Origin of the sequence: Micromonospora sp. NPDC049049 (assembly GCF_040649115.1) — a bacterium.
GTDB lineage: Bacteria > Actinomycetota > Actinomycetes > Mycobacteriales > Micromonosporaceae > Micromonospora.
This window is the reverse complement of sequence record NZ_JBEZEX010000002.1, coordinates 226,981-241,268: the sequence shown is the minus strand read 5'-3', so window position 1 is coordinate 241,268 and position 14,288 is coordinate 226,981. Positions and strand designations below refer to the sequence as shown.

General features: G+C 73.0%; 13 protein-coding genes. 7 read left to right on the top strand and 6 right to left on the bottom strand.

Translation table 11 applies throughout. From position 1 onward, the window contains the following. The first annotated feature begins 45 nt into the window (after window positions 1-45). A complete protein-coding gene (locus tag AB0B68_RS03530; protein WP_112638703.1) occupies window positions 46-978 on the top strand; it encodes an alpha/beta hydrolase in 933 nt (310 codons plus the stop codon). Window positions 979-982: 4 nt separating this feature from the next. On the opposite strand, the gene AB0B68_RS03525 is transcribed toward AB0B68_RS03530, so the two are convergent. After that, window positions 983-1,348, bottom strand: coding sequence for a hypothetical protein (locus tag AB0B68_RS03525; RefSeq protein ID WP_355004867.1), 366 nt, complete (start codon window positions 1,346-1,348; stop codon window positions 983-985). Beyond that, window positions 1,345-4,212 (bottom strand): SseB family protein, encoded by a 2,868-nt coding sequence (locus tag AB0B68_RS03520; protein ID WP_357257667.1) that lies wholly within the window; start codon window positions 4,210-4,212, stop codon window positions 1,345-1,347. Before AB0B68_RS03520 ends, AB0B68_RS03525 begins: the two co-directional genes overlap by 4 nt. Before the next feature lie 152 nt (window positions 4,213-4,364). Here AB0B68_RS03520 and mycP point away from each other — a divergent pair, with 152 nt between their 5' ends. After that, window positions 4,365-5,591, top strand: coding sequence for a type VII secretion-associated serine protease mycosin (gene mycP, locus AB0B68_RS03515; RefSeq protein ID WP_357257757.1), 1,227 nt, complete (start codon window positions 4,365-4,367; stop codon window positions 5,589-5,591). A gap of 85 nt (window positions 5,592-5,676) precedes the next feature. Here the strand turns inward: mycP and AB0B68_RS03510 are convergent, their stop codons facing one another. Next, window positions 5,677-5,970 (bottom strand): WXG100 family type VII secretion target, encoded by a 294-nt coding sequence (locus tag AB0B68_RS03510; protein ID WP_355004864.1) that lies wholly within the window; start codon window positions 5,968-5,970, stop codon window positions 5,677-5,679. A gap of 21 nt (window positions 5,971-5,991) precedes the next feature. Then, window positions 5,992-6,312, bottom strand: a complete 321-nt coding sequence (locus AB0B68_RS03505; protein WP_091395516.1) for a WXG100 family type VII secretion target — start codon at window positions 6,310-6,312, stop codon at window positions 5,992-5,994. A gap of 292 nt (window positions 6,313-6,604) precedes the next feature. Here AB0B68_RS03505 and eccE point away from each other — a divergent pair, with 292 nt between their 5' ends. The 4 genes from eccE (at window position 6,605) to rarD (ending at window position 10,577) form a co-directional block, all read left to right on the top strand. Beyond that, on the top strand, window positions 6,605-8,554 hold the full coding sequence (gene eccE, locus AB0B68_RS03500) for a type VII secretion protein EccE (protein ID WP_357257665.1): 1,950 nt from the start codon (window positions 6,605-6,607) through the stop codon (window positions 8,552-8,554). Window positions 8,555-8,644: 90 nt separating this feature from the next. Next, entirely contained in the window at window positions 8,645-9,031 is a 387-nt protein-coding gene (locus AB0B68_RS03495) for a phage holin family protein (protein WP_091395522.1), read from the top strand. 128 nt (window positions 9,032-9,159) lie between these two features. Beyond that, window positions 9,160-9,657 carry a GNAT family N-acetyltransferase gene (locus tag AB0B68_RS03490; protein ID WP_357257663.1) on the top strand — a complete coding sequence of 166 codons (498 nt, stop codon included), beginning with the start codon at window positions 9,160-9,162 and terminating at the stop codon, window positions 9,655-9,657. After that, window positions 9,654-10,577 (top strand): EamA family transporter RarD, encoded by a 924-nt coding sequence (gene rarD / locus AB0B68_RS03485; RefSeq protein ID WP_357207275.1) that lies wholly within the window; start codon window positions 9,654-9,656, stop codon window positions 10,575-10,577. Before AB0B68_RS03490 ends, rarD begins: the two co-directional genes overlap by 4 nt. Window positions 10,578-10,672: 95 nt before the next feature. Here the strand turns inward: rarD and AB0B68_RS03480 are convergent, their stop codons facing one another. Together AB0B68_RS03480 and AB0B68_RS03475 are read right to left on the bottom strand one after the other, a co-directional pair. Beyond that, window positions 10,673-11,380, bottom strand: coding sequence for a zf-HC2 domain-containing protein (locus tag AB0B68_RS03480; protein WP_357207273.1), 708 nt, complete (start codon window positions 11,378-11,380; stop codon window positions 10,673-10,675). Then, on the bottom strand, window positions 11,377-11,892 hold the full coding sequence (locus AB0B68_RS03475) for a sigma-70 family RNA polymerase sigma factor (RefSeq protein ID WP_051708644.1): 516 nt from the start codon (window positions 11,890-11,892) through the stop codon (window positions 11,377-11,379). The genes AB0B68_RS03480 and AB0B68_RS03475 overlap by 4 nt, the downstream gene beginning before the upstream one ends. Before the next feature lie 215 nt (window positions 11,893-12,107). On the opposite strand from AB0B68_RS03475, the gene AB0B68_RS03470 reads away from it, so the two are divergent. After that, window positions 12,108-14,234 carry a PhoX family phosphatase gene (locus AB0B68_RS03470; RefSeq protein ID WP_357207271.1) on the top strand — a complete coding sequence of 709 codons (2,127 nt, stop codon included), beginning with the start codon at window positions 12,108-12,110 and terminating at the stop codon, window positions 14,232-14,234. Window positions 14,235-14,288 lie beyond the last annotated feature (54 nt).

Here is a 14,288-nt window from a genome sequence, read left to right as displayed (position 1 = left end):
GCCGTGGCGACTGTCACCGCGACCTCGGGTTCTAGGCTGTCTGCCATGACCGACCAGCGCGGCGGGGCCGTCGACGAGTCCTGTGTCCTCACCGAGGGGCCGTGGACGCACCGTTTCGTCGGCGCCAACGGCAGCCGGTTCCACGTGGTCGAGGGCGGCACCGGGCCGATGGTGCTCTTCCTGCACGGCTTCCCGGAGCACTGGTGGGCCTGGCACCAGATGCTGCCGGCGATCGCCGACGCCGGCTTCCGGGCGGTCGCCGTCGATCTGCGCGGCTACGGGGCGAGCGACAAACCACCCCGGGGGTACGACGGCTACACCCTCGCCGCCGACATCGCCGGACTGATCCGCGCGCTCGGTGAACGGTCCGCGACGATCGTCGGCAGCGGCCTCGGTGGCATGGTGGCCTGGACGGTGGCCTCGTTCCACCCGTCCCTGGTCCGCCGGCTCGTCGTGCTGGGGGCACCGCATCCGCTGCGACTGCGCGCCGCCATCTTCGCCGACCCGCGCGGGCAGTTCACCGCGTCCACCCCGGCGTTGAAGTTCCAGCTACCCCGCTACGAGCACGTCCTGACCCGCGACGGCGCCGCGGCCGTCGGCGAGATCATGCGCCGCTGGGGCGGCCCACAGTGGGTAGCCGGGCCGGACTTCGAGGCGTACGCCGAGCGGTGCCGGGAGGCGATGTGCATCCCGCAGGCGGCGTTCTGCGCGCTGGAGGGTTACCGCTGGGCGTTCCGCTCGCTGCTGCGACTGCACGGCTACCGGTTCGTCCGCCTGATGCAGAAGCCGCTGTCCACCCCGACCCTGCAGCTGCACGGCGCCCTGGACACCGCCTCCCTGCCCCGCACCGCGCTGGGTTCCGGCCGGTACGTCGTCGCCCCGTACGAGTGGAGGTTGCTCGACGGGGTGGGGCACTTCCCGCACCTTGAGGCGCCGGAGCTGGTGCTCGGTGAGATCCTGCGATGGGCGAAGACCTGACCGGTCAGACCCGCTGCTCCCGCAGGTCGGTGACCTCGGCGGCCGGCGCCCAACCCTGGTAGACGCCGAAGTCGAAGACCTCCAGCCGCATCGCCTCGGCCACCGGCCAGCGACCACCCGTGTACTCCACCCGCAGCCAGGCGTCGTGCTCGCCGAGCACTATGAACGGCTGCCCCTGCCAGGTGCAGGTGGTCCGCACGTACGCCAGATCCTCGATCTCGCTCGCCGGCAGCACCCGGACGTAGCGGCCCGCGCGGACCTCCTCGAAGCCCTCACCCGGCTCGGGCTGGTAGAGGCGGATGTCGTCGCCGTCCGGGCTGGCCTGGTATTCCCGGCCCCGCCAACGGGCCACGTAGCCGTCGCGCATCACGCCTCCCCGACCCGTCGCCAGGTGACCGAGTCGGTGTCCAGCTCGGCGACCACCCGCTCGCTGCCGTCCGCGCCGATGCGCCAGAGTTGGGCGCCGTGCGGCAGCCGTGCGCTGTCCACCTTGAACTCCGCCACCACGTCGCTGCTCTCACCCGGGGCGAAGCCGTTGCCCCGGAACGGCGGGCGTTCGATGACCCAGCCCTCCATGGCCCGCATCGCCGGCTCGTTCTGACCTCCGTACGGGATGCGGTAGAGGCTCGGCCGGTGCGCCGGCCAGCGCAGCACGTAGATCTCCTCGGCGTCCTGGGCGAACGGCGAGCCGGGGTAGCTCAGGCCCAGCGCCTCGTGCAACTGAGCCGGTGTGGTCAGGTGGGACAGCTCGCCGGCCCGGTGCACGAACCCGGACACCCGGTCGTACCCGCGATCCAGGTAGTACGCGAGCTGGCTGGGGGCGATCGCCTTCTGCATGACCGTCGGCCGGGTCGGGTCGACCGCTGCGGGGGCGTACCGGGGACGGGCGGCGGGTTCGGCCACGGCCGGCGCTTCCACCTGGTCCACTTCCAGGTCGTCCCCGAGCCCCACCTCGGCGGCCCAGTTGGCCAACGCGACGATCTGCTCGCCGGGCAACTTGGCACCCACCGGGGTGCCCGGGTTGACGGCGAACGACCAGTCCTCGTCGGGCCAGCGCCGGATCAGTTGGGCGAACTTCACCCGGACCGTGTCGATGTCTCCCTCGACATGGTCGGCGAGGCGCTCCGACGACGTGTAGACCACCACGTACGTCTCGCCGTCGAGCTGCCCGGTACGCCAGACGAAGCCGGGATCCCCGGGGCGGCTTCCCCGCGCCGAGTCCGGTGCCGCCGGCAGCAGCACCCGAGCCAGCAGCAGGGTGGACAGGAACGTGTCGGTGCTGCCCGAGCCGGCGGCATTGAGCAGGTCTTCCTCGACCGTGTTCGCCGGCTCGAACTCGACCGGCGGCGGCTCGTCGGCAGGCGGGTAGGGGCCGTCAGCCGCGGTCATGCTCTCGCCGCCGGCCGGGCTTCCCGACAAGCCCCCACTGTCGGAGCGATCGTCACTGAGCGGGGCGTCGGCCCTCAGGTTGCCCAGGCCATCGCCGACAGCGCCGGACTCCGCCGGAATCACGGGCTGCGGGACGGACGGGCTCGGAGCGGGCTGGTCGGGGCTGAAGGACGGGGGTGCGAACGGACCGGGGCTGGCGAACGGCGGCGGGGCGGCCTCAGCGGGGCTGGGGGACGCCGTGAACAGGCCCGGATCGGAAGACGCCGGGCCGAACGGTGGTGGCGCGGCGGCCTCGGTGGGGCTGGGCGACGACGGACCGAACAGGCCCGGACCGGGGGGCGTCGAGCCGAACGGCGGCGGGGCGGCCTCGGCAGGGTTGGGTCGCCGGGGCGCGTCGACCGGCGCGATGCTCTCGACCGGGTCGGTGAGGTCGCGGGACTCGATGATGGTGCCCTCGATGACGATGGGCGTGAAGCCTCGGCGCGGCGCAGGCGGGGCGGAGACCGGTTCCGCGACGGACACCGGCAGATCCTCGGCCGGCTCGAACCTGCCCGGCCGGTCCTGGGGAATCGCCTGCGTCTCCTCCGCCGATGGCCGACCGAGCCCACCGGTCGGGCGAGGCTCGCCGGTCACCCGGAACGCGCGGGTGGGCTCCTCGGCCAGCGGGTTGTGCCGGCGCGGCGGCAGCGGTTGGGTGATCTCCTCGCCGGACGGCGGCGCGTCCATCCCGCGAGGCGCGCCGAGGCCGCCCTCCGGCCGTCGTACCGGCTGAGTGGCGGCCGGGTCCGCCGCCATCGGAAAGGCCCGCGTCGCTGTCTCGTCGGCCGGCGCATCGGCTGGGCGGCGGCGAGGGAAGGGTTGGCTGCCTCGACCGAACCGGGTCGGCGGGGCCGCCCGGTCACCGGGGCGTCCCCCGCTCGCGGCCGGGTCGCGGGCCGGAGTGGGGTCGAAGAAGGAGCGCCGAGGCGCGGCCTGGGGGCCACCGTTGCCGTTGGCCGGGGCGGGGCCGTCGACGTCGCCCGGCCGGGTCGCTGCCGGCCAGCCCGCACCCGGCCCAGCCTGGTCGGTGGTGGGGCCGGCGGTAGCCAACGGGGTGAACCGGGACGGCCGGCCGGTGCGGGGCAGTGCTCCGACGCCTGGGCCGGGCCGAGGCGGTTCGGTCGGGTGCCGCTGACCGGCGGCGGGCAGGTCCTCCTCGCCAGGTCGGCGCGGCGGCTCAGCAGAGGCGGGTGGCCGGGGCGCCGGACCCGGCACCGGCGGGGCACCCACCCGAGGGCCCGGGCTCCGCGCGGGCCTTCGGGGTGCGAGCGGAGCGCTCTCGGGCGCGGACGAGGCCACCCCCGTCACGGGAGGTGATCCAGCGGCTGCGGCAGTGTCCCGCGGTGGCGCGCCGGGCCGGCTGCGGGCCAGGGTCTCGGCCCGCTCCAGGCGAGCGCGGGCACCCATGGCACGGCCGGGCAGCCGCACGTCACCTCGGGACAACTGCGACACGAACCAGGCCGGGAGGTAACCCTCGACCGGCAGACCCGGATTGACGGCGAGCCACCACTCGTGGTTGGGCCAGCTGGCCGCGAGGTCGGCGAAGGGGATGCGTCGGTTGCTGCCGGCGTGATCGCCGAGGCAGGCTCGCAGTGCGGCGGCGGAGGTGAAGGCCAGGACGTGGGTCCGGCCGCCGGTGGTCCAGGTGCCCCACCCGGCAGGTGGCTGGCCGGGCTGCGTCGGCGCGGAGACCGGCAGCAGCACATCGGTGCGGGACAGGAGCCGGAAGTAGAGCTCCTGGTCGTTCGCGCGCAGAGCGTCGCGCATCGCCACCTCGGCCTCCGTGGCCGGTTCCCATGCGGTCACGGCCACCTCCCCTTCCGAGAACAGGCCACAGGTATCGCGTACAACCTACAAGGTGGTACCAAGATCACAATGGCTGGCCGGCGGCGGCCTGCCAGGGCCCGAGGGAGGCGATAACATCCCGTTTCGGAGCCGACACGATACGGAGGGTGTCGTTGTCCCAATCGATCACGCGCCCGGTCCTCGCAGGTCTGGCCGCCAGCCTGTTGACCGTACCGGCCCTTCCGACCGTCGCCGCCACCGCCGGGCTCGGAGCGTCGGCACCGGCCTGCGCGACCCCACTCGCCCCCGTCCGACCGGTCGCCGCCAGGCCCTGGCCACAGCAACGGTACGACCCGGCGCGGCTCGCGCCGCTGGCCACCGGCGACGGGGTGACGGTCGCGGTGGTCGACTCCGGGGTGGACCGGGTGCACCCGCAACTGGCTGGGAGGGTGCTGGCCGGCACCGACCTGCTCGACCCCGGCGGGGACGGCGGTCGGGACTGCGCCGGGCACGGCACCGGTGTGGCGAGCATCATCGCCGCGGCACCCCGCCCCGACGTCGCCTTCCGCGGCCTGGCACCGGGTGCCCGAATCCTGCCGGTGCGGGTGAGCGAACAGCAGGTCGTGCAGGGGCGGGAGTCGGGGCGTACGGTCAGCGCCGGCGAGTTCGCCCGGGCCATCCGGTGGGCCGTCGACCATGACGCCGACGTGGTGAACCTGTCCGTCGTGCTGTACGCGGACGACCCGGAGGTCCGGTCGGCGGTGCGGTACGCGGTCGAGCGGGACGTGGTGCTGGTGGCCGCCGCCGGCAACCTGCACGACGGTGGAGACCCCCGACCGTTTCCCGCCGGCTACGACGGGGTGCTCGGCGTGGGCGCGATCGGGGCGGACGGCGGGCGGGCGGCGTTCTCGCAGACCGGCTCGTACGTCGATCTCGTCGCTCCGGGCAGCGAGGTGCTGACCGCCGCACCCGGTGTCGGCCACCATCGGGTCGAAGGGACCAGTTACGCGGCGCCCTTCGTGGCCGCCACCGCCGCGTTGCTGCGGGAGTACCGGCCGGAGCTGACCGCCGCCCAGGTGGCGGAGCGGATCATCGCCACCGCCGACCCAGCTCCGGGCGCGGGCCGGGGCGGCGGGTACGGCGCCGGAGTGTTGAACCCCTACCGGGCGGTCACCGAGACCAGCGGCGGCCGTGCGGCCGGCGCGCCGCAGGTCGCCGCGCTCGCCGACGACCGGGCCGACCCGGCGCAGCTCGCCCATCAGGCCCGTCGGGTCGCCGCACGGGACCGAGCCCTGCTGGTCGGGGCGGTGGCCGGCATCACGGCGGTCACCGTGGCGCTGCTCGCCCTGGTGGTGCCCCGGGGCACCCGTCGACGCTGGCGACCGGCCGGCCCGGCCTGAGGCCGCCCGCACACGGCCCTCGCCGCCGACCGGCTGCGGGCGGGGCGCTGGCCCGGACACGGTCAGCGCTCCCGGCCCACATCGCTCACTGGAACAGCCCGGTGTTCTTCTTCTCGGTGTCCAGGTAGTCGGTGGCGGAGTCGTTCACCGCCAACCTGATGTCACGCAGCATCCCCTGCAGGTCCTGCGAGGCCGAACGCCACCGCGCCTGCCGCTGTTCGTAGGCCTGCTGCGCGTCGCCCGTCCAGCTCGCCACCAGCGGGGCGGCGTCGCGTTCGAGTTGACCGAGCTGCGCGTCGAGGGTGTTCAACGCCTTCTGAATGTCAGCGCCGGCCTGCTGCAGCGCGGCGAAGTTGACGACCAGCACACCATGGTCCATCGGATTCCCTCCCCAGCGGGATCAGAGCGGCAGCTGGATGCCGCCGCGGTTGGTGCCGGCCACCCGGCTGGCCACCTCGTCGTCGGACGCGTGGTACTGCCGACCGGCGGTGCGGATCGCACCGGCGGTCTCGCGCAGCGCGCGGTGCAGCGCCGCCTGGTCCTGTGACCACTGCTGCTTGACCTGCTCGAACGACCGGCCACCAGCGCCACGCCAGGCCTGCTGCAACACTTCCAGCTCGGCCAGCAGGCCGGTCAGCATGGACTGCAACGACTGGTCCACCTGCTCGAACTTCGCGGCAGTCTGCTGCATCACCGCTGCTTCTGCCTTGGTTTGGGACATCCGGACGTCACCTCGTCTCTCGGATCGCACCTGGCCGTCGACGCGCCCATCCCGGGGCGACGCGTCGTCGCTTGGCCCGGTCTTTCGAGCACTGAGACACGGGTCAGCGAAGGACTTCGTGGCTGACGGTAGCGACCTCGTAGCGGTTCTGCTACCCCACCGGCTTCCCCTGTGGACAACCGAGGCGGCCATCGGTCGCTTACGATGTGCCGCAGCCACGTCGCGGCGCGTGACGGGCCGCCGGAGGGCGGCCGGCCGCCCGACCCCGGTCCCCACTGGTCGAGGAGGCACGGTGCCGGCGATCACCACCGGAGGGCCGCACCCGCCGACCCCGGTCGGGTCCGAGGCAGGCGCCTCCCCACGGGTGGGCGGGCCGGGTCGATCCACCGACAGCGGTCCACTGCCGGTCGAGCAGCGCACCCCCCGTCGCCGGTCGCCGGCGGCCCACTGGGTCGCACTCGGCCGTCGTGCGGCTGCCGGAGCGCGAGCCGGCCAACTGGTCACCGCACAGGTCGCGGCGGCCCTGGTGCTCGTCACCCTCGGCCGACCCGCGCCGGTCGTCGCGGCAGCCGTACTGGTGGCCGTGCTGCTGGTGGCCGCCGCCTGGGTGCCGGTGCGGGGCCGGTGGCTGTTCGAGTGGCTCGGCACCGCCATCGGGCACCTCACCCACCGGCGTGCGTTGACCGGGCCGGCCGACGCGGCCGAACTGCTCGACCTGGTAGCCCCGGGCACAGTGGTCCGCTCGACCGAGTTGACCGGCGGGCCGGCGGCCCTCCTGGAGGACACCACCGGCATGGTCGCGCTCCTGGAGCTCGGCGACCCCGGCGACCTGCTGGGTGACGTGTCCCAGGCGATCCCCGCCCCGGCCGCGTTGCTCCCCCCGACCGGGCCGGACCAGCCCCCGCTGCTGGTGCAACTGCTGCTCGCCGGTGCGCCGGCACCGGTGCCGAGCGCCGGTGGCACGGTCGGCACGTCGTACCGGCAGCTCACCGACGGGCGGCTCGCCGGGCGCGAGCGGGCGGTGGTGGCGGTCCGGGTGCTGCGGGTGAACGGTTGGTCCGAGGAGGACCTGCGCCGGGTACTCGCCGGCACGGTCCGCCGGATCGTCCGCCGGCTCGGGCCGTTGGCCGCGCGACCGCTCGGGGTGCCGGCGGCGCTGCGCGTACTGGGCGAGCTGGCCCACCACGACGGCGACCCGGTCCGGGAGTCGTGGCCGGCGATCCGGTCCGGCAGTCTCGTCCAGGCCACCTTCCGTCTGCTCCACTGGCCCGACGCGGGCGCTGCGGCTGGGCGCCGGCTGGTACCCCGCCTGCTGGCGCTGCCGGCGACGGCCACGACGGTGTCGATCTGCTCAGGCCCGTCGCCGACGATGTCGACGTCGTCGGCTCCGCCCACTGCCGGCGGAGTGCCGACCGAGCTGACCGTACGCCTGGCCGCCGGGACGGCGGCCGAGTTGGCGGCGGCCGGCGAGGCCCTGGTACGCCTGGTGACCGACCTGGGCGGAAAGCTGCGACGACTCGACGGCGCACACCTGAGCGGGTTGGCCGCCACGCTGCCGTTGGCGCTGACGGCACCGGGAGCGCAGCCCCGCCCACCCGCGCCCGGGCCGACCGTGGACGACTGGGAGCTGTCCCTGGGCGACGCGGGAATGATGGTCGGCACCAACCGGCACGGTCGCGCCGTCACAGTGCGACTGTTCCGGCCGGAGAGCACCCGCGTGCTGCTGGTCGGCGGGGTACGGGCAGCCCAGCTGGTGGCCCTGCGCGCCCTGGCACTCGGCGCCCTGGTGGTGGTGCAGACCGCCCGGCCACGGGCCTGGGAGCCGTTCGTCCGTGGGGTTGGCGCACCGGGCGGGACGATCCCGTTGCTCCCTCCCGGTCGGGCGGTCGCCGACGGGGTGGGCACCGCGCTGCGGCCTTTGCTGCTGATCGTCGACGCCGGGCCGGTGGCGGCCGAGGCCGTGCCGGGCCCGCCGTGGCGGGCCACCCTTGTGGTACGCGACGAGCTGACCCCGGCCGATGTGGACGCGTTGAGCCGCGCCGACCTGGCGTTGCTCCAGCCACTGACCTCCGCCGAGGCCACCCTGGCCGGAGCCGCGCTGGGGCTGGGCGGGTCGGCCGAGTGGCTGACCCGGATCCGGGAGGACATGGTGGCGGTGGTCAACCGTCGGGCGCTGCGCTGGGCACTGCTCTCCCCCACTCCGATCGAGGCGCAACTGGTCGGCCCGCCGACGCGCGGCTGAACTGATCGGCCCGCCGACGCGCGGCTGATTCCACCGGACGCGCCAGCCGGCGGGTTACGTCCGTGCGGTGTCCGTGGCACGATCCCCGCCATGGGTTTTCTGAAAGGTCTGCTGATTCGGCTGGCCAGCACAGCTCTGGCTTTCTGGCTGGCCACGCTCCTCATCCCGGGCATCTCCCTGGATTCGAACTCGGCCACCGAGACGGTGACCACGCTGCTCCTGGTCGCGGTTATCTTCGGTGTGGTCAACGCTGTTCTTCAGCCGATCATCAAGACCGTCGGTTGTGGCTTCTACCTGCTGACCCTGGGTCTCATCGCCCTGGTGGTGAACGGGCTGCTCTTCCTGCTCACCAGCTGGATCGCCGACCAGGCCGGGTTGCCGTTCTCGGTGGACGGTTTCTGGCCGGCGGCAGTGCTCGGCGCCCTCTTCGTGAGCATCGTGACCTGGATCCTCGGCGCCGTCCTCGACCGGGACTGACCGCCGACCAGCAAGCACCGACCCGGTCCGTCCGGGGCTCCGACCTCGGCCGGGGCCCCGGCGGGCCGATGACCAGAGTTCGGGAATGTTGCGGCCTTACCGCCCACCTCGGCGGTTAGCGTCGCGGCATGTTCTCGCTGACCTATTCCGACGGCCACCTGCTCAGCACCGATCCGGAGCGGATCGACCTCGATCTGGTGCACCACTGGTTGTCCACCGACGCGTACTGGGCGCTCGGACGGGACCGGGCGACCACCGAGCGGTCGTTCGCCGGCTCGCTGCCGTTCGGCATCTACCGGCCGGAGGACGGCCGCCAGGTCGCCGTGGCCCGGGTCGTCACCGACGGTGCCACCTTCGCCTGGCTCTGCGACGTGTACGTCGACCGCGCCGCCCGGGGTCGCGGGCTGGGCGGACGGCTGGCCGGCGCGGTCCGGGACCACCTGGATGAGCTGGGCGTACGCCGGATCCTGCTCTGCACCAACGACGCCCACCAGGTGTACGCGGGGGTGGGCTTCACCCCGCTGGACGCGCCGCAACGGTGGATGCAGCTGGACCGGCGAGCCCCGGTGACCCCGCTCACCGGAAAGGAACAAAGCAGCACTATGCCCCTTACGGTGGAGACGTGACGCCACTCCGCCTGGGATACCTCTACGGCCTCGGCGCGTACCTGCTCTGGGGTTTCTTTCCGCTCTACCTGAAGCTGCTGCGACCCGCCGGCCCGCTGGAGATCCTGGCCCACCGGATCGTCTGGTCGGTGGTCTTCGTGGCTCTGCTGCTGGGCGCGCTGCGCAACATCGGCTTCCTGCGGGCGTTGCTGCGCCGCCGGTGGGCGGTGGCGGGGATCGTCGCCGCCGCCGCGCTGATAGCTGTCAACTGGGGCACCTACATCTACGGGGTGAACTCGGACCGGGTGGTGGAGACCGCGCTCGGCTACTTCATCAACCCGCTGGTCGTGGTGCTGCTCGGGGTGACGGTGCTGCGGGAGCGGCTACGCCCGGCGCAGTGGGTGGCGCTGGGCATCGGCGCGTCGGCGGTCGCGGTGCTCACCGTGGACTACGGACGGCTGCCCTGGCTGGCGTTGACCCTGGCGTTCAGCTTCGCCGGCTACGGCCTGGTGAAGAAGCGGCTCGGGCTGCCGGCGGCGGAGGGGCTGTTCGTGGAATCGGCGGTGCTGGCGTTGCCGGCGCTGGGCTACCTGGGCTGGCTGACGGCGAAGGCCGACCTGACCTTCGGGCATGTCTCGGCGGGGCACACCGCGCTGCTGGTGCTGGCCGGCGCGGCCACGGCGATTCCACTGCTGCTGTTCGCCGGGGCGGCCAACCGACTGCCTTTGAGCAGCCTGGGCATGGTCCAGTACCTGGCGCCGATCCTTCAGCTCGGCTGCGGGGTGCTGATCTTCCACGAGCCGATGCCGCCGGCCCGGCTGGCGGGCTTCGCGCTGGTCTGGCTGGCCCTGATCGTCTTCACTGCCGACGCCGTCCGAGCCTCCCGCCGTACCCGCCGGCCCACCCCTCTCCCAACGCCCGTCCCAACCCCAACCCCCTGACCACCCCGCGATCTTGCAGTTTCTGTCGCCGATATGCCCTCCATGCCCCTTCTGGAAGGACAGAAAGTGCAAGATCGCGAAAGGGACGGGGTGGGTTACGGGACGGCGTAGGTCAGGAGGGGGGTGCCGTCGGCTTTCTGGAGCTCCACGCTGACCAGCTCGGCGTCGGTGAACCTCGTCGTGCCGGTGAAGCTCAGATCGTCGCCGGGGGCCGCCAACCACGAGCCGATCTGCTCGGTGGCCCCGTTCGGGCCCCGCGCCACCAGCCGGAACGGGTACGCCTTGCCGTAGCTCGTCCGCGCGTCGTACCCGCAACGCATTCTCACCTCGGTGCCCCACTTCGTGCCGGTCAACCCGAGGTCGGCGTGCACCGGCCCGGCGGAAGCCACCGGTCGCATGGCCACCATCGACACCTGCGGGGCGGGCTTGCCCTGCACGCTGGGCGGGTCGGCCGGTCGAGGCAGCGCCACTGCGGTGCCGACACCGACCAGCAACGCCAGCCCGGCGGCGGCCAGTGTGGTCAGTGCGTACCGTCGCCGGTCCGCGGCGCGTTCCCTACGACGACGCTGGCGGGCCTCGTCGAGCAGCGCGGGCACCCGGGGCGGGGCCGGCGGCGGCAGGATCTGCTCCAACCCCGCCGGGTCGAGGCGCCCGAGCAACCCGGGCAGGACGGCGATCTCGGCGACCGCCTCCCGGCACGAGGCGCAGCCGCCCAGGTGCCGCTCGTAGGCCGCCCGTTCGGCAGGGGCCAGGGCGCCCAGCACGTACGCGCCGTCGTCGTACGCGAACTCGCACCGGGTCATCCCGTCACCCCCATCTCGGCCAGGACCAACCGTAGAGACCGCAGCGCGTAGTGGGTGCGGGATTTCACGGTCCCTGGCGGTACGCCCAGGCGCGACGCCGCCTCGGCCACCGACCGCCCCTGGTAGAAGCACTCGACCAGCACCTCCCGGTGGGTCGGGCTGAGCCGGTTCAGCGCCTCGGCGACGGTCCACGCCTCCACCGCCCGTTCGGCCTCGTCGATCACCTCGGGCGGTTCGGGCAGATCGTCGGTGAACACCTCGCCGACCCGGGTGGATCGCCGCCGCCAGGCGTCGATGGCCAGGTTACGGGCGGTGGTGAACAGCCAGGACCGCACCGATCCGCGCCTCGGGTCGAGTGACTCCGGATGTCGCCAGGCCCGCAGCAGCGTCTCCTGTACCAGGTCCTCGGCCCGCTGCCGGTCCCCGTTGACCAGCCGCAGGGCATGGGCGTACAGCGCCTCCGCGTGCTCGTCGTGCAGCGCGCGGAGCAGTTGGGCGTCGTGGTCGCTGATGGCGGTCTCCTCGCTTCCGGCGCGCGTCCGGCGGTGCGTCCGCTCGGGAATACGTGCGGTCACGCCGATCGGTTCAGCCCGAGGTCAGACGGGTGCCGCCCGGAGAGGTGTTCATGCCCGGTTCACATCGCGGCTGACGAGCGCTCACCACGTCCTCCTAGCGTCCGGCTGGTACGCCGCTTGTCGTGCCACCGACTTCTCTGGAGGCCTCCCCCATGAGCGACCGTCCCCGGCTGCTCCCCCTGTTGAACGGCACCCGTCATGGCACCCGTGATGCCATGACCTGTCTGTACCGGTGCGGAAACGCGTGTGACCACCCGGTCCCGAACACCTCCGACAACGCGTACTTCGGTGACGTGGTGAACGCCGAGGTGTCGCGGCGTGGCGTGGTCCGGGCCGGCGCGGTCGGCGCGCTGGTGCTCGGCTTCGGCGGCACGGCGGCTGGCGCGCTCGCCGGGGCGGCCCCGGCCATGGCGGCCCCGACCGCCCCGGACGTTCCGGAGAACTTCGGGTTCGGCCGCCCGAGCACCGGGATCGGCAGCGGCGCGCTGACCTTCAAGCCGATCCCTCCGAACAAGCTGGACACCCTGGTCGTGCCGAACGGCTACGACCACGCCGTGGTGATCAAGTGGGGTGACCCGGTGCTGCCGGGCGCGCCGGAGTTCGACCTGCACCACCAGACCGCCGCCGCGCAGTCCAGGCAGTTCGGCTACAACAACGACTTCGTGGGCGTGCTGCCGCTGGACAAGCAGGGCAAGCGGGCGCTGCTCGTGGTCAACCACGAGTACACCAACGAGGACCTGATGTTCCCGGGCTTCCCCGGCCTGGACGGGCTCTCCGTGGAGCAGGTGCGCACCGCCATGGCCGCGCACGGCATGTCGGTGGTGGAGCTTGAGCGGGTCGCGGGCACCGGGCAGTGGAAGCCGGTCGGCAAGGGCCCGCGGCCGTACAACCGGCGGGTCACCGCCCTGAGCACCAAGTTCGACCTGACCGGCCCGGCCGCCGGCTCGGCCTGGCTGAAGACCGCCGCCGACCCCAGGGGCCGTACGGTCGTCGGCACGCTGAACAACTGCGCCGGTGGCGTGACCCCGTGGGGCACAGTGCTCTCCGGCGAGGAGAACTTCAACCAGTACTTCGTGGGCGCCGACGCCGCCCCGGCCGAGCTGAAGCCGAAGCTGGACCGTTACGGCATCAGCACCGCCAGCCGCTACCCCAGCGGCAGCCGCAAGTGGGAGCGCGCGGACGAGCGCTTCGACCTGGCGAAGCACCCCAACGAGGCACACCGGTTCGGCTGGGTCGTCGAGATCGACCCGTTCGACCCGGAGAGCCGCCCGCGCAAGCACACCGCGATGGGCCGGTTCAAGCACGAGGGCGCCAACGTGATCGTCGCGAAGGACGGCCACGTGGTCGCGTACATGGGCGACGACGAGCGGTTCGACTACCTCTACAAGTTCGTCTCGGACAAGAAGTTCATGAAGGGCAACTCCTGGGCTGCGCGCAAGCACAACCTGACCCTGCTGGAGTCCGGCACGCTCTACGTGGCGAAGCTCGAGCAGACCAGCGCCGCCGAGATCGACGGTACGGGCAAGCTCCCCACCGACGGCGCGTTCAACGGTCGGGGGCGCTGGATCAGGCTGGTCAGCGGCAACCGGTCGTTCGTCGACGGGATGACCGCGGCGGACGTGCTCACCTTCACCCGACTTGCCGGTGACAAGGTCGGCGCGACCAAGATGGACCGCCCCGAGGACGTCGAGCCGAGCCTGCTCACCGGCAAGGTGTACGTGGCGCTGACCAACAACACCAACCGGGGCGTCGGCAGCAACCCGAAGCCGGACGAGGCCAACCCGCGCAACGCCAACAAGCACGGGCAGATCCTGGAACTGGTCGAGGACCGCAACGACAACACCTCGGAGACCTTCGCCTGGTCGTTGCCGATCGTGTGCGGCGACCCGACCGACCCGTCGACCTTCTTCGCCGGGTACGACAAGACGAAGGTCTCCCCGATCTCCTGCCCGGACAACGTCGCCTTCGACGCCACCGGCAACCTCTGGATCTCCACCGACGGCAACGCGCTGGGCAGCAACGACGGTCTGTTCGCCACCGCGGTGGAGGGTCCGGAGCGGGGTCACCTCAAGCAGTTCCTGACGGTGCCGCTCGGCGCGGAGACCTGCGGCCCCTTCATCACCGGCGACAACCGCTCGGTCTTCGTCGCCGTGCAGCACCCGGGCGAGATCACCGGGGCCTCGGTGGAGAACCCGGCCTCGAACTGGCCGGACGGTGATCACGCCAAGCCGGGCGTGGTGGTCACCTGGCGCCTCGACGGCGGCCCGGTGGGCAGCTGACGGCACGACAGCCACTGACGTTGCTCCGGCGGTCCCGCGTGGACCGCCCCGAGA